13 protein-coding genes are annotated in these 22,895 nt (G+C 62.1%); 3 read left to right on the forward strand and 10 right to left on the reverse strand.

Going from position 1 to position 22,895, the window contains the following annotated elements; all coding sequences use genetic code 11:
• Positions 1–38: 38 nt before the first annotated feature.
• A complete protein-coding gene (cyoA, locus tag AACH73_RS17350; protein ID WP_303651420.1) occupies positions 39–1,004 on the reverse strand; it encodes a ubiquinol oxidase subunit II in 966 nt (321 codons plus the stop codon).
• 381 nt (positions 1,005–1,385) lie between these two features.
• Here cyoA and AACH73_RS17355 point away from each other — a divergent pair, with 381 nt between their 5' ends.
• Positions 1,386–1,814, forward strand: a complete 429-nt coding sequence (locus tag AACH73_RS17355; protein ID WP_272741177.1) for a hypothetical protein — start codon at positions 1,386–1,388, stop codon at positions 1,812–1,814.
• A 63-nt stretch (positions 1,815–1,877) separates the two neighbouring features.
• Here AACH73_RS17355 and AACH73_RS17360 read toward each other — a convergent pair whose 3' ends face one another.
• Positions 1,878–2,609: an SURF1 family protein gene (locus AACH73_RS17360; protein WP_338736502.1), complete on the reverse strand. Its 732-nt coding sequence runs from the start codon at positions 2,607–2,609 to the stop codon at positions 1,878–1,880.
• A gap of 237 nt (positions 2,610–2,846) precedes the next feature.
• Between AACH73_RS17360 and AACH73_RS17365 the strand changes: the two genes are divergently transcribed.
• Complete coding sequence (locus AACH73_RS17365; RefSeq protein WP_272741179.1) at positions 2,847–3,992, forward strand: hypothetical protein; 1,146 nt, start codon at positions 2,847–2,849, stop codon at positions 3,990–3,992.
• 57 nt (positions 3,993–4,049) lie between these two features.
• Here AACH73_RS17365 and AACH73_RS17370 read toward each other — a convergent pair whose 3' ends face one another.
• The 6 genes from AACH73_RS17370 to pelA form a co-directional block, all read right to left on the reverse strand.
• Positions 4,050–6,908 carry a pitrilysin family protein gene (locus AACH73_RS17370; RefSeq protein ID WP_338736503.1) on the reverse strand — a complete coding sequence of 953 codons (2,859 nt, stop codon included), beginning with the start codon at positions 6,906–6,908 and terminating at the stop codon, positions 4,050–4,052.
• Between the two features lie 188 nt (positions 6,909–7,096).
• The gene (kduI, locus tag AACH73_RS17375; protein WP_338736504.1) at positions 7,097–7,945 is read right to left on the reverse strand and encodes a 5-dehydro-4-deoxy-D-glucuronate isomerase; all 849 of its coding nucleotides are present in this window, start codon (positions 7,943–7,945) and stop codon (positions 7,097–7,099) included.
• Positions 7,946–7,947: 2 nt separating this feature from the next.
• A complete protein-coding gene (locus AACH73_RS17380; RefSeq protein WP_338736505.1) occupies positions 7,948–9,318 on the reverse strand; it encodes an oligogalacturonate lyase family protein in 1,371 nt (456 codons plus the stop codon).
• A gap of 10 nt (positions 9,319–9,328) precedes the next feature.
• The gene (locus AACH73_RS17385; protein ID WP_338736506.1) at positions 9,329–11,578 is read right to left on the reverse strand and encodes a glycoside hydrolase family 88 protein; all 2,250 of its coding nucleotides are present in this window, start codon (positions 11,576–11,578) and stop codon (positions 9,329–9,331) included.
• An 84-nt stretch (positions 11,579–11,662) separates the two neighbouring features.
• Positions 11,663–14,977 (reverse strand): TonB-dependent receptor, encoded by a 3,315-nt coding sequence (locus tag AACH73_RS17390; RefSeq protein ID WP_338736507.1) that lies wholly within the window; start codon positions 14,975–14,977, stop codon positions 11,663–11,665.
• Between the two features lie 105 nt (positions 14,978–15,082).
• Entirely contained in the window at positions 15,083–16,396 is a 1,314-nt protein-coding gene (pelA, locus tag AACH73_RS17395; protein WP_272741185.1) for a pectate lyase, read from the reverse strand.
• Between the two features lie 419 nt (positions 16,397–16,815).
• Here pelA and AACH73_RS17400 point away from each other — a divergent pair, with 419 nt between their 5' ends.
• Entirely contained in the window at positions 16,816–19,086 is a 2,271-nt protein-coding gene (locus AACH73_RS17400; RefSeq protein ID WP_338736508.1) for a hypothetical protein, read from the forward strand.
• A 45-nt stretch (positions 19,087–19,131) separates the two neighbouring features.
• Here AACH73_RS17400 and AACH73_RS17405 read toward each other — a convergent pair whose 3' ends face one another.
• Positions 19,132–19,605, reverse strand: a complete 474-nt coding sequence (locus AACH73_RS17405) for a VOC family protein (RefSeq protein ID WP_272741187.1) — start codon at positions 19,603–19,605, stop codon at positions 19,132–19,134.
• Positions 19,606–20,086: 481 nt separating this feature from the next.
• Complete coding sequence (gene galB, locus AACH73_RS17410; RefSeq protein ID WP_338736509.1) at positions 20,087–22,798, reverse strand: beta-galactosidase GalB; 2,712 nt, start codon at positions 22,796–22,798, stop codon at positions 20,087–20,089.
• Positions 22,799–22,895 lie beyond the last annotated feature (97 nt).

Below are 22,895 nucleotides of genomic sequence, written 5' to 3' on the forward strand. Positions count from 1 at the left end.
AATCTTTTTACGGGTCAGGTTTGGGGGCGGCGCGGAACTCAGCTTTCCGGAGTGGCGCGGTTCAGCGCCACCTTGTCGGCCGTCTTGTTTTTGGACGTCAGGATCTCAGGGGCGACGCAATCGACCGCGCCGGGCACCAGATTCTTCATCATCGCCATGTTGAAGGCGTCTTCCTTACAAAGACCCCCATCGGCGCAGCCATTGAGGACCTTGGTGAAGAGGGCGGGCTGAACCGCTGCATAATAGGCCGGGGCCTTCAGCGTGCTTTTCTGGTGCAGGCTCTTGTAGGCGCCGGCATCGAGCGTCTGACCGGAGGCCTTGGCGCTGGCCACCCAGGCATCGAAGCCGGTCTGGTCCACGGCCTTGGCCTTGAACTTCATGTCGGCGAAGCCGAAGCCCGAATAGTTGGCGGAAATGCCGTCATAGACACCGGCGTGGTCGGCGCGCAGCGACAGGTGCGTTTGCATGCCGTTCATGGCGTAGATCTGCGTGCCGAGCTGCGGGATGAAGAAGGAGTTCATCACGCTGGCCGAGGTGATCTCGAAATGGACGGGGACACCGACCGGCATGGCCATCTCGTTGACCGTGGCGATGCCGTACTGCGGATAGATGAACAGCCATTTCCAGTCGAGCGCCACGACCTGAACCTCGATCGGGGTCACGCCCGCCTTGTCGGCAGCGGCTTCGACCTTCTTGTGCGGATCAAGCTGGTGCGTCGAAATCCACGTCACCGTACCGAGCGCGATGATGATCAGCGTCGGGATGGCCCAGACCACAGCTTCGATGCGGTTGGAGTGCTCGAAGTTCGGATCATAGGTCGCCTTGGTGTTCGAGGCGCGGTAACGCCACGCAAACCACAGCGTCATGACGATCACCGGCACGACCGGGATCAGCATGAGGAGGGTGGCGAGGATGATCAGGTCCTTTTGCGCCAGACCGACCGGACCCTTGGGGTCCATCAGCGCCCAGTCACAGCCGCTTAAGGACACGGCGGCGGTCACCATCAGGCCCGCAATAAGGCCCTTGCGGATCAGGTTCCTGCCTTCAAAAAAATTCAGATGCACGACGCGTTCACCGAAGTAAGTCCCGCACGCGGGAGGTTTTCAAATGTCAAAGCGTTCGCGTCCTAATGAAATTGGGAAGAAGCGCAAGGGACAAATTGTCTCAGGCGGATCGGTCGCATCCTGTTAACCATGCCGGTATTTTTGTTATTTGAAATTCGGCACTTATGTAAAAAATGCGTGAGAAGGCGCAGGCTTGGGGATAAATAAATGACATATGTGTCAGATTGCCGCAGATTCGACTTGCGCAAACCGTTGCGGCGCGTAAGGATGAGACAAATTGACGCTGTTGTGAGTTTTGGCGTCAGCTATGGAGGAACTGACATGACGGATGCTCTGCACACCTATCGTTTCGGACCGGTCGTCAAAATCGCCCTGCTGTCGGCGGCCCTGCTACAAATTGTCGCAGGCGTTCTGCTTATGGCGCAGGCCTATCTGGCGGGCGGCACGGTTCTGCAACAGTTTTCGGGCGTGGTGCTGGGTATGATCCCGGTGTCGATTGCGCTCTTCCTCACCCCGGTTCTCTGGCGCTGCGAACTGCGCGTCTTTGAAGACCGTCTGGAATATCAGGGCGTCCTGCTCGACATCGCCATTCCGCGCGATCACATCGTCGCCGCCGTCGCCCCGCGTCGCGGTCTGGGCATGTTTGATGTGTCTCTGGAGCTGGTCAATGCGCCGTTCCGTCGCCTGCATCTGGCCATTATGGACCGCAATGAGGAGCGTCTGGCGCGCTGGCTCACCCAGACGGCGTGAGAGGTTTAAACGGGGTTGAAACGAGAATAATAAACGAAGCGCCCGTCCATCGGACGGGCGCTTTTACTTTGCCTGTGGCTCATCCCCGGACATCTCTCCCCGCCGGCCGCGACGGCTTAGCCACAGACTGATGCCGGCCAGACCGCCCGCCAGACTGAACCACGTAATGGCATAGACCAGATGGTTGTTGGTGAAGCGTACGACGGTCAGTCCGCCCTGCGGTAGGCCGCCGGGCAAGGGCGTGGCCTCGGCGTCGACGAACCAGTTGGGCACCTTGAGCTGACGCGCCCTCGCGATCTGCGCCACGTCGCGCAGGAACCATTGGTCCTTGGCCGGGTCGTTGGGCTGCGAGAACAGCCAGCCCCTGTCCTGGCTCAGGCGAACAAGGCCAGTGACCTCGACCTCGCCGCCTATCTGCCCGGCGGTGCGCGTGGCCGGATCACGCTTATCCGTCGGCACATAGCCGCGATTGACCATGACCGTGCCGTCTGGTGTCTCCAGCGGCGTCATCACCCAGTAGCCCGCACCTAAATCGGTCAGAGCATAGACCTGCGTTTCCTTGTCATGTCGGAAATGACCACGCAGCCTCACGCGCCGGTATTCATCGCGCTCAGCGGTGAAGGCGGGCCAGCCACCCGGTCCGCGCACCAGGGGCTGAGGAGCGGCATGGACGCGCGCCGTGACGGTTTTGATCAGCTCCGTTTTCCACATCAGGCGCTGCACCTGCCAGATCCCCAATCCGCTCAGGGTCACGACGGCGACACAGACGCAGATCAGGGCCAGAAAACGACGCATGGCATTCCCTTTCACAAGGCGATCACACCCCCGCAGGGTGGCCTATAGGGCATTGGCGCACAATATGCACGAAAATGTGTAATGCCAGTGGGTTCCCATTCGCTACGGACGGGTGTTTATTTACCACTGGTTAATCCTGTGATCCCATAACTCGCGATTATAGAGTGGCGTAACCCTATTGGCAGACGGCGGTCGCAGCGGGCGGCTGACGCAGATAAGCAGGGCGGGGGTCCTCTTATGGTTTTTGAAATGTCCGGCACGCAGAAGGATGTGCGCAGCCTCGCAAATCTCGGCGAGACGGCCTCGACGTCGCGCGTGCTGAACCTCGGCTACGTCTATCGTGCGCACGGCGAATTGCCGGAATATACGGCCAAGCCGTTCTTTGCCAACCGGCAGATGAACCGGGCCCTGATCCTCAAACACACGCTGCGCGCCAATGAGCAGGACCTGTTCACTAAGCCGCGCCGCACCACGACCAAGATCATCCTGCCGTTCGATCCGGACGATCTGAAACTGGGCGGGCAGTCGGTGCTGGTGGGGCAGGTCGGTTACGACAACTTCTTACGCAACATCTATAACACCAAAACCATCGCGGCCCTGCCGGATGTAGAGGTGTTGCGCGCGCTGGATGAACTGCCGTCGCTCGATCCGTTTTTGGTGCGCGAGCATCTGGGGCGGCGCGGCTATCGCCCCGCAAGCTGTTATCTGCATATCACCCAGGCCGACATTGCGCGCATGATCGGCTTTGCCAATGGCGAAATCGAGAGTCTGGTGCGCGAGGCCTTCGGCTCGGCCATGCAGCAGGCGACGCTTAAACTGGCGGGCAAAATTCTGGCGAACGAACTCGATAATGAACTCGATCCGCTGCGCATGACGCTGCGCCTGTCCAGCGCCGAATTTTCCGACGGCATCTTCTCGTGGCGTGGCTTTCTCTATTTCAAATGGCGCTATACCGAGCTTCAGGGCGAACTGAACAAGGTGCTCAACGGGCTCGCGACCTACCAGCCCATGCTGACGCGCGACAAGGCGGTGCTGGAGTTTCTGGCCGATATCCGCCCGCGTCTGGCCAAGCGGATTTCACTGGCCATCGTCTCGGTCGGTCGCACGCTGGCCGTCTATGATCAGGCCTATCTGGCCCTGACCAAGGGGCATGATCCCGGCCCCTTCCGTCGCTTCCTGCTCGAAGGCCCGTCGTTGTTCTTCGAACTGGGCGAACATATTGGCATCCTCAGCCACATCAGCTCCTTCTGGAATTACCGCATGTCGCGGGTCAACCGCATGCAGCGCATGTCGGCGGAAGAATATTCCGAACTTCTGATGGACTATTCCGACAGCCTGTCGGCGCTCTATCTTGAGGATGAGAGCACCGCCCAGAGCTGGTAAGGTGTTGAGAACGCCTTCCAAAACGTGTGCAACGGTAGTCGCGGTGCGGCTTGCGGCTTACCGGAAGGGCTCGACCATCTGCACCGGGCCATAGCCTAGTGCTTCCAGACGCTTGGCCTGCGTCGCCGCGTCCCCGACCACCACCAGTATCATGCGATCCGTGTTCAGATAGGTGCGCGCCACCTGCTGCACCGTGGCTCTGTCGAGCGTGGACAGGGTGGCGTTTTCGCGGGCAATATAGTCTGCGGGCAGACCGTCATCTCCGATACGGGCGAGAAGCCCCAGCTTGGCGCGCAGCGTCTCGAAGGCGCGGGCGCGCGCCTTGATCAGCGATCCCTTGGTCAGGTCGAGATCGGCCTGGGTGTAGGTGGTGCCAAAGTCGCGCATGATGTCCCGCATCAGGGTCGCGGATTCCAGCGTGACATTGGCGCGCACCGGCGCCGTCATTTCAAAGCGCCCGCCGGTCGTGCCGCCTGCAAAGCGCGAGTCGGCCGCGTAGGTATAGCCCTTGCCTTCGCGCAGTTCCTGCGTCAGGCGTGACGCGAAGCCGCCCCCGCCCAGAATGAAGTTGGCCGCATAGCCCTTGAACCAGTCGCCCGAACCGCGCGCCGGGCCCGGCCGCACAAAGAGCAGAGCCGACTGCTTGGCGCCCGGTACGTCGTAGAACAGGATCTGCGTGCGCGCCGGTTCGCTAAAGGCAATGCTGCCCATCGGGGTCGGTGCCGGTCCGGTCCAGCGCGCCGCCAGCGGTGCAAAAGCCTTGGCGACCTCCGCTTCGCTGATCGCTCCGGCCACGCGGATGCGGGCGGCCTGCGGCGCATAGGTGCTGGCCATAAAGCGCTTCAGGTCATCCAGACTGAGGGCGGTGACCGATTCCGGCGTGCCGCGCACATCGTTGGCCAGCGCGCTGCCTTTATAGAGGGCGCGGCGCATGACCAGTTCCGCCACCTCCTCCGGCTCGGCGCGGGAGGCCTGAATCCCGGCAATCGCCGCGGACTTGGCCAGCGCCAGTTCTTCCGGGTCCCAGCGCGGTTCAGTGAGCATTTCGGTGATCAGCGCCGCCGTTGCCCCGAAATTGCGGGCCAGGGTCGTGCCGCTGATCAGGGTGCGTTCCTGGCCCACATCGACCGACAGGCTGGCCCCCAGGCCTTTCAGGGCGTTCTGGAACTGCTCGCGCGTGCGGGTTTGGGTGCCACGCACCAGCATGTCGGCGACCAGACTGGCCGCCCCCGGGCGCGCGGGGTCGTCGCGCAACTGACCGCCGTCAATCGCGATCTGGAAGGCCACAACCGGCAGTTCGTGGTCTTCTATGCCCGTCAGGCCCGTCCCGTTGGGCAGGGCCCCTTTCCAGATGGCGGGCGTTTTCACCTGCGGGGTCGGGCCTGCGGGCGGTTCAACCGTGCGGTCGATGCGCGACGGCGTGCGCGGCACCTGCGTGCGCCCGGCCGTCTGATCAACCGCCGCTTCGGCCCCCTGCACAATCGCCTCTTCGGCCTCGACCTTCGCCGGTTGCGATCCGCTAAGGGCGAGCGCGTCCTGACCCTTTGGCAAGACGCTGAGTTCAAGGTGCGGCCGCGCCAGATCGAAGCGGTCGAGCGCCGCCATCACGTCCGCCGGGGTGAGGGCCTTCAGTTGCTTCAGATAGGTATCGACCAGATCAGGACGGCGGGACTGGGTTTCGGAGTCGGCGATCATCTGCACCTTGCCGATGACGCTGCCCACCTGCTGATAGAGGGCGGCCTCGCGTGACGCCTTCAGGCGCTCCAGCTTTTCCGCGCTGATGCCCTCGCGCCGGAAGCGGGCCATACCCGCACTGACCGCCGCCCGCACCGTGTCCAGCGGCACATTTTCAAAAGCCCGGATCTGCATCAGGCCGAGGCCGGTGATCTGATTGTCCCAGACGAAGCCGTCCACGCCGTCGCTGACCTTGGCGTCTTCGACCACGGCCTGATAGACCGGACCATCCGGCCCTTCGGTCAGAGCGGCGAACAACAGCTCATCCGCCACCGTCTCCGGCGCGCCCTTTTGTGTGGCGGGCCACACCAGGGTGAGCTGCGGCAGGGGGGCGAACTTATCGACATAGCTCAGCCGGCGCGTTTCGCTCAGGCTGGCCGGGCGCGGGGTGGGGATGGGGGCGGGCTGACCCGCCTTGAACTCGCCGAAATAGCGTTCGACCCACTGGCGGGTCTGGGCCGGATCGAAGTCGCCGGAAATCACGAGGGTGACGTTGTTGGGGACGTACCAGCGGCGGTAGAAGCTGCGGACACCCTCAAGCGAGGCCGCCGACAGGTCCGCCAGCGAGCCTATCGTCGTCCAGCTATAGGGGTGGTCGGGGGCAAACAGGGCCGACTGAACGATGGGCAGGACCTGACCATAGGGGACATTGTCCACGCGCTGACGCTTCTCGTTCTTGACGACCTCGATCTCTTTGGCGACGACGGCCGGTGTGACGGTATTGATGAAGAAGCCGAGCTTGTCGGCTTCGGCCCACAGCATCTTTTCCAGCGCATCATTGGGAACGGTCTGCAAATAGACCGTGTGGTCCATATTGGTGTAGCCATTGGCCCCTTCACCGCCCACGCGCGCCGACAGCTTGTCGAGCCCTCCGGGGCCGAGGTTTTCCGAATTCAGGAAAAACAGGTGCTCGAACAGGTGGGCAAAGCCGGTGCGTCCGGGCACTTCGCGCGCGGAGCCCACATGCGCGACCAGCGCCACCGCCACGACCGGGTCCGACCGGTCCACATTGAGCACCACCCGCATCCCGTTGGGCAGGGTATAGGCCTCGGCGGGAATGAGCGAGGCGGGGGCCGCCGCCCGGGTGGCCGAAGCCGGCGGTACGCTCTGACCTGCGGCGGGCAAGGCCGCAAGGGTGAGGGCCGCCGCGATCAGCGTGGCATGAACAGGCGATGTCGTCATAAGGGGCTCCCCAGCCGTCCGGACAAAGGTCAGTACGCGTTCAAACGAAATGGACTGTAACCCTTAGAGCGCATTCCGAAAAGTGTGTAACGGTTTTCGGTATCAAATGCGCGACAAAACAGACAATTAGAGTGGATTTTGATTTAAGGAACAAAATCCACTCTAATCCGGACAGACGACAAGCGGCCTCAGGCCAGTTGGCACAGGTCCAGTTCGCTGAAATCGCCATAGTCGAGGTTTTCGCCGCCCATGGCCCAGATGAAGGCATAGTTGGAAGTCCCCGCCCCGCAATGGATCGACCACGGCGGGCAGATAATGGCGTCTTCATTGGCGGCGACCAGGTGGCGCGTGTGGCCCGGCTGACCCATGAAGTGAAACACGCGATCGTTTTCGCCCATCTGAAAATAGAAATAGGCCTCCGAGCGGCGGTCGTGCAGGTGCGGCGGCATGGTGTTCCACACATTGCCGGGCTTGAGCAGGGTCAGGCCCATTAGCAACTGCGCCGAACGGCAGACGCGCGGCACGATCAGTTGATGGATGATGCGGTCGTTCGAGGTCTGAAGGCTGCCGCGTTCCAGCGGGTGACTGCCCGACAGCGGTATGTGCCGGGTGGGATAGCTGACATGCGACGGGGTCGAAGCGAGGTAGAAGCGCGCCGGGGTCGCGGCGTCCACGCTTTCAAACGTCACCTCGCCCGTATCCGCGCCGATATAGAGGGCATCGAGCGGGCTCAGCGCATAGGCGACGCCTTCGACGCGCACCGTACCCGCACCGCTGCCGACATTGACGACGCCCATTTCGCGGCGCGCCAGAAAGGACGACCCGGCGGCCGAGGCGGGCTCGCTCACCACGGGCAGGGCGACGCGCTGCTGCACCGGGGCGGCCCCGCCGATCACGAGGCGTTCCTGATGGAGGTAGTTCAGCCTGACCGCTTCGGGCGCGAACAGGCCGCTGATCAGATAGCGGTCGCGCAGGGTCTGCGTATCGGCGAGCGCCAGCTGATCCGGGTGGGTGGCGTAATAGGTCTTTTCAAACATGATCAGCCGGGCACCCCCGGCCGGGCATCGACCGCATAGACGTGATTGGCGCCGTGCATGTTGGAGACGAAGACCAGCCACTGGCCATCCGGCGTAAAGCGTAGATTGGGCTCAAGGCGGTAGTCGTGCGCCGTCATATCGACCAGCCGCGTCGCCCTGAACTTTTCAATCGTGATCAGGTCCGCATCATAGGAGGGCAGGTCGGCATCGACGATGGTTTCGGCCTCCAGCAGCGAAATCCATTTGCCGTCCGGTGCGTGGGCCACCATGTCGGCATCGCCGCCGTCCGAGGCAAAGGTTTTATTGTCGGGCGCCATGTTGAAGTGCACGCCCCAGTCGTTGGCCTCCAGCCGCTTCCAGACGCGCTTGCCGGTGGCGAGTTCGAGGCCCGCCACCCAGAAGACCTGACCGCGCGGCGTTTGCAGGTCGTACCACAGCCATTTACCATCGGGGCTGAAGAATTCGTGGCCCCAGATCTCCATATTCATGCTGCGGGTGTGCGCACTTTTCAGCCCTGTGCCGTCGGATCGGATGAGCTTGATGCGATCCACGCGGTGCCACGGCCCTTCCATGCAGAAGCGGATCAGGGTCGGGTCGGTCGGTGAAAACTGGGCGTGGCCGATCCATTCCTCGGTTGTGTAGAGGACGCTTCGCGCCTGTGTTTTGAGGTCGATAGTGAACAGCTCCGCCGGCACGCGCGCCGCCCAGCGTTCCAGCATCCGCACGCCCTTGGCCCTGGCGAAGTTGAGCGGCTTGCCGTCCGGCCCCAGCGCCGCATATTCGGCCTGACCGAACTTTTCCAGCGAGCCCTTGTCCTTGGGCTGTAAGGGCTTGGCGCCATAGGCGACCTGACCCAGAAGCAGGGTGTCATCGGCATTGGAACCGGTGATGCGCCCGGCCGGGATGCGCGTCAGCTTGCGCACCGTTTTGGTGTCCACATGGATGGCGTAGAGCGTCTTGGGGCGGTCCTCGGCCTCGCCCTCACCGGGGTCGGTGACGGCATAGACCGCTTCGCGCGTGGTGCGCATCATGAACAGAAGCTCGTTATCCTTGCCCTTGACGAGCAGGCTGGTCTTCCAGTCGCTCAGGCGCACGGCCACAATGCCCGACGGCGACTTGATCACCATAAGATCGCCCTGGGGGGTATAGACCGGGCGGTAGAAGTAAAGCACGCCAGAGCCGTCTTCGTCGGATATTCGGATCACGCGGCGACCCGTCTTCGGGTCGATGAATTGGCGCGGGATCGGCCCTTGCGGGGCGGGGGCAGGTGTCGCCGGGGTTTGCGCCTGCGCGGCCTGCCCCACGACCAGAGGCAGCAGGGCCGAGGCCCCCCACAGGCCCTTCAACGCGGCGCGGCGGGTCGAATCCGACATGGGGTACTCCTTACGGTACAGGTTTAAAGCTGAAGGTCTGCGTCCCGACGAAGGCGTCCCACGCCTCGCGCGATTTGAAATCAAGCCCGCCGTCCCAGGCCGATCCCATGTAATAAACGAAGGGCGTACCCGGCGTGACGCGCACCAGAATCAGATAGTTTTCAGCGTCTTCGGTAAAGCCTTCGACCAGGGCCGGATCGACGGCGATGGTGATGCCGATATGGCCGTGATCGCCGACGTCCGGCTCCCAGAAGCTCAGCAGACCGTTTTTGGCGTCCTTCGTCACCACGCCCGACCCGCCATCGCTCTTACGCTTGTTGATGCCGATGCCGACGATCAGCGGGTCTTTGGTGTCCGAGCGCAGGGTTGAGGTCATGCGCGTGAAGTTCGACCCCAGCGGCAGGGAGAAGGTGCGCGTCTCCCATACCTTGCGCACCACATCGACGGGCCAGGGACGGTAATCGACGCTGAACTTCGCCTCATCGCCGCCGGTCTTGTCGATGCGGTAGGTCGAGAAGTTGCGCGATGTCCACAGCTTGTTGTCGTACCAGATGCCAAGCCCGCCCGCGCCGCGCCCGCGCCCGACATCGTAATAGTCGAGCCCTTCACCGCGGTCGGTGTGGTAGTTGGGGAATTTCAGTTGCCGGTCCATGAAGGGATAGCGCACACGCTTGGCCCACACGTCGATGCCGGAACCCGACGGCGCTTCGCGCGCTTCCAATGCCGGGCCGTAGATGCGGTGCGCCACGCGGTCATTTTCCCACAGGAGGTCATCGAGGCGATCCGGCGCAAAGCGGGCGACGGCGCGCGGCGTCTGATCAGCGGGTGGCGTCAGCTTTTCAACCGGGGCCGGGCGTTTCAGCGTCGCCGGATCGTAGGCGAGGGCGCGGGTCGCCTTCATTTCGGCCTCGCGGCGCGCTTTTTCGGCGTCCCCGACGACGGTCACCGGCGCGATGGGTTGCGGTGTGCTGGCGAAGATGGCGTCCTCGCCGTCGCGCGGCAGGGGCGCTTCGGGCAAGGCCTGTACCGGTTCAGTGAGGTCCATCACCTCGATTCCGGCCAGCAGATAGGCCCCGGTGGCATAGGGGCCGACATCGGTGGGCTTGGTCGGGACCGGGCGGTCGCCGGTCTTTTGCGCCGCGCCGATCAGGCCATTGGGCAGGACATGGCGATTAAGCGCCGCCCAGCCCTTCGTCACCGCCGGCTGATAGGTGGCGCGGTCCAGCAGACCGTGATTGATCCCCCAGGCCAGCGCATAGACGAAGAAGGCCGAGCCGGAGGTTTCGGCTTCGGGATAGCCCTTTGGGTCATTGAGGTCGCTGCGCCACAGGCCGTCGGCCTGCTGCAATTCGATCAGGCGGCTGGCCATCTTTTTGAAGATATCGACATAGAAGGCACGGCCTTCAAACCCAGCGGGCATGGCCTCCAGCACGCGCACGAGGCCGCCCATCACCCAGCCATTGCCGCGCGCCCAGTAGATGGGTTTGCCGCCTGTGCCTAGATGGCTTTGGTCCTTGAAACGCTCGTCGCGCAGGAAGAGGCGGTCCTGTTCGACCCACAAACGCGCGGCCGTGCGTCGCCATTCCCTGTCCATGGCCTTGAGGTATTTAGGATCGCCGGTCAGGGCCGATTGTCGCGCCAGCACCGGCGGGGCCATGAACAGGGCGTCGCTCCACCACCAGATCAGGGCCTCGGTCTCCTGCGGGCGGTTGAGGTGCGGCACCATGTAATCGAGGCGCTGTTGCAAGGGCATGAGCACGCCCGGCTGCCCCCGGCGCGCATAGAGTTCCTGATAGAGGTCGCCAATAGCCAGCTCGTCGGCATTGAGCATCAGACGCTCGGCCCGCGCGCCGCGAAAGGCGTAGTTATAATGCTCCGCCGTGGCGGTCAGAAAGCGCAGCGTGTCGGGATTATCGCTGATCCGCGCCAGTCGGCTGGCGCCGACATAGAAGGTGGCGGCCACCCAGTTGGAGGAAATTTCAGAGAGGTTGGAGCCCGTCGAAAGCTGGATCGGACGGCGGCTCATATCGGCGATCTGAGCGGCGGCGACGTATTCCAGCACGGGCAGGATCGCCTGACGGCTTGGCACCCGGTCCGGGGCAAAAACAGTATCAGGACGCTTCGGCAGGGTCAGCCAGCGCGCTTCGATCCCGGCCACGGGGGTTGTCTGCGGCGCATCGGCGGCCACAACCGATGCGGCCAGAAGGGCGCTCATGACCAGCGACAGGGTGGCGTGTTTCAGGCGCGGGTGCAAGGTCATGGGAAACGTCCTTAAAAAGGGTCCGGCCCCGGATGAAGGGGGCCGGACTCAGTTACGGGCAAAGTTACGCGTACTTAAAAGGGTTTAGAAGGTCGTGATGATACCGAAGTAATAACGGCGACCATAGTAGAGGGTATCGAACACATAGGGCGTACCATTGCCGACATTGCGGTATTCCTCCGGCGAATAACGCGTCACCATATCATCGAGCAGGTTCTTGCCTTCGGCAAACAGTTCTAGCTTCTTGTTGACCTTATAGGACATGCGCGCATCCAGCGACTTCGAGCCGTTCTTGTAGATGGGGGTCACGGTTTTGAAGTAGCTGGTCGCGCCGCCATAGGGCTCCAGGTTGATGCCAAGCGCCTGTTGGGTCGCTTCGTTCGGCACGCGGTTGGCGCTTTCGCTGGCGTCCATGCGATCATAATAGAAGTCGCGCTTTTGATAGGCGACGCGGGCGTTGAGACGGCCGTCATCGTACCAGAGATTGACGTTGTAGTAGTAGTCAGACTGGCCGCGCGGCGGCAGGGCCTTGCCGGTGATCGGGTCAATCGCCGTATTGGCGGCGTTCGACTCGGTCTTGGAATAGTTGAAGCCCGCGCCTGTATACCGCAGATACCACGGCAGGTAGGTGAAGGCGGTCTTCGCCGACACTTCGAAACCGGTTTGCTTGAGCCCGCCGGGACCATCTTCAAAAGTATCGGCGATGTACTTGGTGCCCTCAAGCTCGTACTCCGGCAGGGTGACGTTTTCGGGACGCTGCGTCTTTACGTCGATGCTGTAGGAGGCCACAGACACCTGCGTGTCCTTGTTGGGATACCATTCCAGCGACAGGTTGGAGGTGGTGGCCTCATAACCCTTCAGCTCCGGATTGCCGATACGACCCGAGCAGCGGGTAGCGCTCGAAGCGGTAGGGTCTTCGGTGTCCGGGTCACCGTCGTCAAAATAGCCGGGATTATTGGCATAGAAGTTGAGCAGGGCCTGATCGAGCTTATAGCAGTTGGCCGCACTCGTCCCGGTCAGGTTGGTCATGCTGGGGCGCGCGCGCTGCTTGGCAATCGAATAGCGCACGACCACCTGATCCTCGATCGGCCAGACGGCCAGGTTGAAGCTCGGCAGGAAGTCTTCCGACTGGCGGTCGATCTGACTGATGCGGCGCGACACAAAAACGTCGGTATAGGGGGCCGGATTGTTGGCCGAAACCTTGGTCGTATCGAGCGTGCGGTTATAGAAGTTGATCGAAGGTGCGGCATGCACCTCGATGCGCTGATAGCGGAAGCCGAGATTGCCCATTACCGGCATACCGAACAGACGGGTTTCGAAATCGCCCATCAGATAGGCCGAGGTCGTGTCTTCTTCAGTCGAGTAGCTGGGGCGGGTATAGGTCTTGCCGTCCGACGCGATACATTCGTACAGGCAGTTCAGATTGTGGTGGCTGAGGTCGGCATATTTGCCAAGCGTGCCGAAGAAGCTGTCGAAGTCGAACGCCGTCCACGAATTGATCAGGGCCCCGCGGTCCGGCATGCCTTCGAAATAGTTGGCGCCCGGCATCTTGATGATGCTGTTTTGCAGCAGTTCGCGATACTGGGCCGGGGTGAGCATATGCTCCTTTTCCAGACGGTCCTGACTGGTCGGGCTGGTCACAAGGGTGCGTGAGCCATACTGACAGTTGGCGCCGCTGACGCTGGGGTCGCACAGGCGGATATAGTCGAGGCTGCGGGCCCGCGACAGGGTGACGCCCGGTGCGATGTTAAAGCCGCCCTCGCGCCACGTCTTGTTTTCGCGCGCCGTATGAGAGACGCCGAACTTGACCGTCTTTAGCGGGCCAAAATTATCGAAGAAGCGCGTCACATCGAGTTGAAGGTTCAGCTCGTTATTCTTGTCGGCCTGCGGCGTGTATTCCAGACGCGCCGTGGTCGTCGGATTCTGGAAAACACCGGGACGCGGCGTCGCTCCGGCATTGTCGGCCGCAGTGGGGTAGAAGGCCGAAGGACTGCTCAGATCGACATTCGGCACCTCAAACGTCCACAGGCCGTTTTCCGGGATCATGTAAAAACGCGCCGAAGGGATGGAGGCGATGATCTTGAAGGCATCATCTTCGCGCTCGCCCTTGGCAAAGCCGTACTGGATGCGCCCCTTGGCGATCCACTGACCCTTTTTATAGTCGAGGCCGATCTGGGTGTAGTGCTGTTCATTGGTCCGCTGAATATCGCGCACCTGGCTGTCATAGTTCAGCGTGGTGACGCCATTGCCACGGATCAGATCGTACTGGGTAATGTAATGGTTGGCATTGACCACCACATTGCGCATGTTGGTGCTCAGCACACCCGCCGTCGAGGTCGAGCCGGAAGGCGCGATGATCTGAAGGTTATAGGCCTGAAAATCCTGTTTGCGGATATTGGGGTTGTAGGAGATGAAGCCGGTCAGGCTGTCGCTGAAACGATAGTCGGCGCGCAACTGGAACGAGGTGCGCGTATCGCGGCGGTTTTCACGCCGCATACGCGGCAACGACGGCGCATAGTCTTCCCACTGCGCATAGCAGTTCAGACGGCTGTTGATACCCGTCGTCGGCAGGGCCGCGCAGCCGGCCTTGGTGGTGACGGCGGCGGCCACCTTATCGTAGGGCGTGGTGAAGGTCTTTTCCGGCGAGTTGTCGTGATCGCCGGATGGCTGATAGCCGATCTGCTTGTCTGACACGCTGTTGAAATCGGTCGAAGTGCGCGCGTCGTCATAGGTGAAGTTGAACAGGACCCCCAGACGGTTATCGAGGAATTTGCGCGTCAGGATGAGGTTGGCGCGCGGCGACCAGTTGCCGTCCAGGGTATTGCGCTGATACTGCAGATTGAATTTGTACAAAGGCTTGGCGAAGTCGAGACCGCCGCGCTGTTCGATCTTCACCGTGCCGCCGACGCCGCCGGGGCGCATATCGGCGGTCTGGCCCTTGATCACGTCCACGCTCTTGATCAGATCCGACGACATGTCGTTGAGGGCCGTTACGGAACGTCCGTTTTGCGAATCGGTCGGCAGCATGGACATGCCATCGACTTCGATGCGGATCAGATCGGCGGTCTGGCCGCGAATGGTGAAGCCGCCCTGATCGCCGGAGTCGGTTACGTCGAGGGCCACACCGGCGATGCGCGCGATGGCCTCACCGACGTTCTTGTCCGGGAAGTTGCCGACGTCGTCGGCGACGATGGAATCTTGAGCTGTCGCCGCGCGCTTTTTGCGGTTAATGGCCGACTGTTCGGCGCGGCGCGCACCCACGACGATCACTTCCTGAACGCCATCGGCAGCCGATGCGGCAGGTTGTGCGGTTTGCGTATTCTGGGCCAGCGCGGCACTGGCGGTACTGAGTGCCAGAAGAGAGGCGCTGAACATAAGGGCGGTGCTTCTGAGTTTCATGGTGTTTAATCCCTTCCCATTGTGCGTCCCCGGATTGGTTTCCGGGTGGTGTGATTGGTGCGTTGAGGCGTGGCCACCGGTGTCATGCTGCGGCCGGAAAACCGTTTATCTCGGGTGTGTCTTTACCCAGTCGGCATAGGCATCGAGCGCCTTTTTGGGGCCGTTGCCGTACCAGGAATAGCCATTGCGACGGCCCTTGGAGATGTTATTGACATCGTCCTGTATCGACTTGTCCCAGTCGCCGAAGATGGGCTTACCCGTCTGAATGTCGTAATTGCGCGACCAGATCGGCCCCGCCCCCGGCTTGTCGATCAGCTTGCGGCCCTCGTCCTTGCTGACCTCGGTAAAGGCCTTGTCGTAAATGGCGTGGGCTTTGAGCCAGTTGACGCCTGCATGGATGGCGGCGCGCACCTCCGGCGTGGGCTTCGGCTGACGCATCAGAAACAGCAGCACATCCGTGCTCTCAGAACTGGCCAGAGAGCGCATCTCGTAATTGCGCGCCGAAATGGGGGCGAGCGTCAAAGCATCGACCTGCTGCGGCCAGACGGTCTTTTGGCCGTTCACCATGATCTGAGCGTCGAGAATGGGGCGCAAGGCGCGCGCGGCAGCCTCACCGGCCTTGCGGCGCAGATCAGCGGGCACGAACGCAAAATCCGGCTTACCTTCGGCGATATCGGTCAGGAGCAGGGCGGCCTGCGCCACCGCATCGTCATTAAAGGTAATCCCGTCGTGGAAACCGCCTTCGAGCGGATAGTTCTGCGGCCAGCCGCCATTGGGATACTGCGCCATCAGCAGATAGGCGATGCCCTTGAGAATGCTGGCGCGGTAGGCGTCGCCATCCTTGCCGGGTATTTGCGCCTGCACGCGGCCCAAAAAGCGCATCTCCGTCCACGTCGCGCCATTGTCCAGCGTGCCGACAAAGGTCCAGAAGCGGTCGTGCGGGGCATCGAAACTGCCCGTATTCAGCTCCATCGTCTCCGCATTATTCCCAAAGCGCTGACCCCGCAGGCGTGGCGGTTTGGTGCGATCCTGATTCTTGCTCCAGCCGCCCGACGGGGTCTGGAAGCTTACAATCGTGTCGGCCATGGCGCGCGCTTCGGGTGTGGCGTACCAGGCGGCGTCCTTATTGAGCGCCATCTTGCCGCTGCCGGCGACGGGCGGCGGGGGCGGGGTTTCGCCAGGCTGAAGCTCGGCGGCCAGCGTCGCCTTGTCGAAGGCCATCTGCTTCTGTGAGCGCGCAATATACTCAGCCCACGCCGCACGTTGACTGGCCGGAAGCTCGCTGAGGCGGCTCGGCGTCACCTCCGGGGCCGGTGTATTGGTGCCGATCACGGCGGCGGCCGCAAATTGAGGCGTGGCGGCAAAAGACAGGGCAAGACTCGCGGCGGAGATCAGGCCCACCCATCTGGCTGATGGCATTTTCGTCCCTTTTATCGGAATGTATTTTTTAAAATAGATACTCTAAGCCCGGTGGGGTGTAAACGAAAATGCTCACTTTCGACGTATTTTTTGAAATTCTTTTCATTTGCGAAATAGTGCGGCGTTGCAGCGTAAATGGATGAAAAAAACTGTGACTTTTTGGCCATTTTTTGATTGAACCTGCGCGTTCGTGAAGAAATCATCCGGCCAAATACGGTTGCCATGGCGGGATGGCGGTATTATGAAAAGGGTAAATTCGGACCCTGAGCCGAAATTAAAAGGGCCTGAGCGGGGGTAAAACCGCTCTCCGGTGATACAAGATTACAAATAAAGAGACTGCGCAGGCCGCCGTCCGGTTGTGGCGGGCCGCCCTAACGCGGCCGCAAGAACCCGCTGACCCCCCTACAGGAAGACCGCCCATGCCGATTTCGCTTTCCCGCCGTCACCTTCTGGTCACCGTCGCAGCCACCGGGGCGTCTCTGGCCCTGCCCGCTCAGGCGCAGGGCTCCCGCATTGACCGTCAGGCGCTGGTGCGGCGGCACAACCCGATCCTGACCACGCCTGATCCGCATGCGCCTTTGATGGTGGGCAATGGGAATATCGGCTTGACGGCGGACATTACCGGCCTTCAGACCTTTACCGAGCCCTATTCGAAAATCGCGCCGCTGCTGATTGAGGCGCAATGGGCGTGGCACAGCTTCCCCAATCCGCAGGGCTATACGGTCCGCGATACGCAGATCGAGATCGACGTGCGCGGGCAAAAGCGCCGCTATGGCTATCTTAAAGACTGGGCCGAGGCCGCGAAGAACCCCGCGGTCGCATGGATCCGCGAAAACCCGCACCGCTTCTCACTGGGGCGGCTGTCTCTCGACCTGCGGGCAAAGGATGGGACACCTGCGCGCTTTGCGGATATTAAAGAGACGCAGCAGACGCTCGACCTGTGGACCGGCACGCTGACCAGCCGCTTTGTCTATGACGCAGAGGCCGTGACAGTCGTGACCCGCGTCCTGCCCGACAGCGACACGATCATGGCTGAGGTCACCTCGGCGCTGGTGACGCAGGGGCGGCTGGGCGTTTTTGTGCGTTTTGCGGGTGTGTCGAAGACGCTGAACCCCGACCCGTCGGACTGGACGAACCCGGACGCGCACATCACGACCGAGATATCGCGCAAGGCCGGTGAAGTGCGCCTGAAGCGTCAGATCGACGCGACCACCTATCACGCGGCCATCGCCGCCCCGGGGGCCGGTATCGAAGCGATCGCGCCGCACAGCTATCGGGTCAGCGCCAAAACCCCGACCCTGACGGTCATGGCGTCCTTTTCGCCTGATCCCATTGCGGCCCTGCCACAGCCCGGCATGGCCAAGGCGGCCACTGAAACCCACTGGATCGACTATTGGTCGAAGGGCGGGATGGTTGATTTCAGCGGCTCGACCGATCCGCGTGCGCCGGAGCTGGAGCGCCGGGTCATCCTGTCGCAATATCTGATGGCGGTGAATGCGGCCGGGGCCTTCCCGCCGCAGGAGGAGGGGCTGTTCTCGAATAGCTGGAATGGCAAGTCGCACCTTGAGATGCACCCCTGGCATTCGGCGCACTTTGCCCTGTGGGGCCGGCCGCACCTTCTGGAAAAGAGCCTCGGCTGGTATGTGACCTTCCTGCCCAAGGCGAAGGCGCGCGCCGCCGAGCAGGGATTGAAAGGCGCGTGGTGGCCCAAGATGATCGGGCAGGATGGCGTCGATAGTCCGTCCAAGGTCTCGCCCTTCATCATGTGGCAGCAGCCGCACCCCATTTATATGTGTGAACTTCTGTATCGGGCAGGCGATAGCGGGCGCATCCTCAAAACCTATGGCGAACTGGTCGAACAGAGCGCCGAATTGCTCGCGTCCTTCCCCTATCTCGACGAACAGACGGGCAAGTACCGGCTGGGGCCGCCGATCATTCCGGTGCAGGAGAATTTCGACCCCCTGACCACCTATGATCCGGCCTTTGAGGTGGCCTATTATCGTTGGGGGATCGAGACGGCACAGGCGTGGCGCGAGCGGGCGGGTAGGGGCCGCCGTGCCGACTGGGACGCGGTTCTCACCAAATGGCCGGACCTGCCGCAAAAGGACGGCCTCTATCTGCCTGTGCGTTCTGAGCCCGGTTTCTGGGACAAGGCGGCGGGCGCGTGCAGATCAAATGCCTTAGATGAGGTATGCCAGAACCGCGACCACCCCTCCTTCCTGATGCCGCTGGGCTGGTTGCCGGGCCGGGATATCGATAAGCCCACTATGCGCCGCACGCTGGACCGTCTGAAACGCGACTGGGATTTGCGCCAGACCTGGGGCTGGGATTACGCCATGATCGCAATGACGGCGGCGCGGCTGAACGCGCCGCAAGAGGCCATCGACTGGCTGTTTTTCGACGCCAAAAACAACCACTATGGCCAAAGCGGCATGACGCCGCGCGTACATCTCGATGCCCATGCCGCGGCCTTTGTGCCGACCACAACGGGTGCCGGGGCGCAGGCCGATGCCGGGCCGGACGGGCCGGGCTATCAACGCGCCGCCGAAACCTATTTCCCGTCCAACGGCAGTCTTCTGATGGCCGTCGCCCTGATGGCCGGCGGCTGGGACGGGCAGGGCGAAGCGGCGCCCGGTTTCCCCAAAACCGGCTGGCGCGTGCGGGCGGAGGGTCTGCGGCCGTCCTTATAAAGGACCTGTAGCCACAGTTAGCCATTCGTGGCAATAAGTGGCTACCTATCCCTTCACCGCCGCTTCGATCTTCGCCACGTCGATCTTGCCCATGGTCATCATGGCCTGAAAGGCGCGTTGCGCGACCTCGCCGCCCTGCGTCATAGCCTCAGTTAAGGCGCGTGGCGTGATCTGCCACGACAGGCCCCAGCGGTCCTTGCACCAGCCGCACGCGCTTTCCTTGCCACCATTGCCGACAATCGCATCCCAATAGCGGTCGGTTTCGGCCTGATCTTCGGTGGCGATCTGGAACGAAAAGGCCTCGGTTTGCTGGAAGGCATCGCCGCCATTAAGCCCCAGACAGGGAATGCCGCAGACAGTGAATTCGACGGTGAGAACCTGACCCGCCTTGCCACCCGGAAAGTCGGTCGGAGCCTTATGCACGGCGGTCACCGCACTGTCAGGAAAGACGCTGGCGTAAAAGCGCGCGGCCTCTTCGGCCTCGCGCGCGTACCACAGGCAGATGGTGTTCTTGTGCATGGAAATCTCCTCCGTCTTTTTGCCTGCACCTTAGACCTCTCTGCCCGCGCTCACCATGCCGAATGTCAGGCGGAACCCTAAAATGCGCAAAAAAAAGAGAAGCAGGCGCTTCGAAAAAATAAGAAATAAAATCAGATATTTATTAAATCCAGGATGGAGATTGAAAAAACGAAGCCAAACTGCCATTATTAAACCAAATTGAAATAATTAAACAGCACCCAAGCGACGCTTCAAGGCGCTGTTTCTGACCCTATCTGGCCTCCGCCCGGGTGTGAGGCCTGCCCCACTCTGACGACCCAAACGGTCCATGGCCGGTGATGGGACGTATGTGAGAACGTGAGCGTGTATCTGATCACGTAGTTACCCGGCTCCCGGTCTTGATGTTTTAAGGCCTGGTTCGGTTTATTTCTCTCTCAGACTTTCACCCACTGTCTTCGGACAGTGGGTTTTTTTCGGGCTACGAGGCCAATGGGATAAGGATCTAGTGGGCTGCAATGGCGAGGTGAGCGCTATTGAGACCCTCCGACTGTGCCCGTAAACTCAGCAGGCCCTTCTGCCCCGGCTTCGCGCGCACAATGGCCAGAGCCAGTCCGTTGAAGGCTTTGCGCGTGGGCGAGGGGAAGGCCGTAAAATCGGTCGGATCGCCATTGTCGGTGGCAACGATCTCGCCCGGACCTTCCAGCGTGAAGGTCACCGTCTCCTTGGCGAAGGGTACGGTCTCGCCCTTGTCATCGACAATGCGCAGGGTGACGAAGCTCAGGTCCTTGCCATCGGCATCAATCACGCTGCGGTCGGCTTCCAGCGTCAGGGCGCGGGCGGCCCCCGTGGTCTGGCGACGCGCCTCGGCCCACGGCTTGCCGTCCTTATAGACGACGGCGCGAATTTCGCCCGGTTCGTAGATGACGTAGTCCCAGCGCAGTCGGTATTCGAACGGGCGCTTCTTGATCCGCCCCTGCGACTTGCCATTGACGAACAGCTCGGCCTCATCCCCGTTGGTGAACAGGTGTACTGGCGTCACCTCCCCCTCACGGCCATTTCCCGTATCTTTGGCCCAGTTCCAATGCGGCAGCAGATGCGCCACCGGCAGGTCGGGACGCCACCGCGCCTGATAGAGCCAGAAGCGGTCCTTCTTGAAGCCTGCCAGATCAATAATGCCGAAATAGGAACTGCGTGCCTCGTAATAGGGGGTGGGCTCGCCCAGATAATCCCAGCCGGTCCACACAAATTCGCCGGCCACATAGGGGTTCTGATCCTGAGCAGCCCAGTTACGGTCGGGTGAGGAACCGAAGTCGGCGGCAAACAGTTCGTAGGCACTGACCTGCCGGGTTTTGGGGTCGCCCCCGACGCCGGGACGCACCGGCCCGCTATTGGTACCGGGCACGGGAAACTGATACTCACCGCGGCTGGACACGGCGGCAGAGCTTTCGCTCTGGAAGATGATCTTGTTGGGGAATTGGGCGCGGAAAGCCGGGAACTTACTGGGCAGGCTGCGGATGCCCGCCCCCTGATAGTTGAGACTGATCACGTCCATCTCCGCCGGCAGGGGCATGTCGGCCTGCGCCCAGTTCATCGCATTGGTGACCGGTCGCGTCGTGTCCTCCTCGCGCAGGATAGTCACCAGCCGCCGGGCAATCTGTGCCCCTGCTTCGCCGGAATACTGCTCGCCCACCTCATTGCCGACGCTCCAGATGACGATCGAGGGGTGATTGCGGTCGCGCCTAAGCATGGCGCGCAGATCAGCCTCGTGCCAGTCGGGGAAGATCAGGTGGAAGTCGAGGGGCGTCTTGCGCTTTTCCCAACAGTCAAACACCTCATCCAGCACCACAATCCCCATCCGGTCACACAGGTCCAGCAGTTCCGGGGCGGGCGGGTTGTGGCTCATGCGCAGGGCATTGCACCCCATCTCCATGAGCATCTCCAGTTGCCGCTCAGCCGCCCGCACATTGAAGGCCGCCCCAAGCGCGCCGAGGTCATGGTGGTTATTGACCCCCTGAAGCGGCACAAACCGGTCATTGATAAAAAGGCCTTTGTCCGCGTCGAAGCGCAGGCTGCGGATGCCGAAGGGGGTCTCATAGCGGTCGATTTCACGCGTGCCCTGCATAAGGCTCGTCACCGCGACATAGCGGTTGGGCACCTGCGTCGGCGGTGGCCCCCACAGGCGGGGTTGTAAAACGGTAACTGAGGCTTTGACGACGGTGCTCGATGCGGCGGCCACGTGCACGGACTGGCGCGGGGTTTCGCTGATGGCGCGGCCGCTGGGCTTCCCCTTTGCGTCCAGCGCGTATAGGCGCGTGACGAGCGTGATATCGGCCGCTTCAGTGCCATCATTATCAACGCGGGTGACGATATCGACCGTGGCCTCGTTCTGAGAGACGCGCGGTGTGGTGATCTGCGTGCCCCAGTGGGCCACATGCACCCTGTCGGTCTTGACCAGCCAGACATTGCGATAAAGCCCCGCTCCCGGATACCAACGTGCCGACTCCGGCGGGTTGTCGAGGCGGATGACGATGTGGTTGGCACCGCCGTAGGTCAGGTGCGGCGTCAGGTCGAGACGGAAGGAATTGTAGCCGTAGGGCCAGCCCCCGACGAGGCTTTCATTGCACCAGACGGTGGCATAGGACATGGCCCCGTCGATATCGAGGAACAGGCAACGGCCCTTGTCGGAGGCCGGGACGTGCACCTCGCGCCGATACCACGCCGGTCCCCAGGTCTTCAGCCGCCCCATGCCGCCATAGGGGCCGGTCTCCAGAAACGGGCCCGCGATGGCCCAGTCATGCGGCAGGGTAACCGCTTTCCAGTGGGAGTCATCAAAGGCGGATTGCACCCAACTGACCTGCGCCCCCGGATGACCTTCGGGGCGGACGTGGCGTTTGTTGGGATCAGAGATAAAGGGATTGGCCGTGCGCAATATCCACGGTTTCAGCACGGGCCGCGTGGCGCTGACCAGAGTGGCATCGACGGGGCGGGCGTCCGCCTCCTTGCCATCCTCGCTCTTTTTGATCTCGGGACGGACGTCGTAGTCCAGGGCGCCGTTTAGGCCTTCGGGATCGCCCGCATGGAAGCGCCAGCCCTCATTAAGCGACAGGCGTTCGCGTCCGTTTCGGGCTTTGGCGACCGCCGTCTTTGGCAAAAGGCTCGTCGCGGCGGCCGCTGTCAGCAGGGCCCTTCGGGTGGTTGGAATGGCTGAGGTCATGCGCAGTTTTTCCCTGACGCGATAAAAGTCGTCAGCTTGTTTGTGAAGGGCCAAAAGGTCCGGGCAAGTATCCTAAAGAAAAAAAGACGGACAGGCC

Origin of the sequence: Asticcacaulis sp. DW145 (assembly GCF_037101385.1) — a bacterium.
GTDB classification, from domain to species: Bacteria; Pseudomonadota; Alphaproteobacteria; order Caulobacterales; family Caulobacteraceae; genus Asticcacaulis; species Asticcacaulis currens.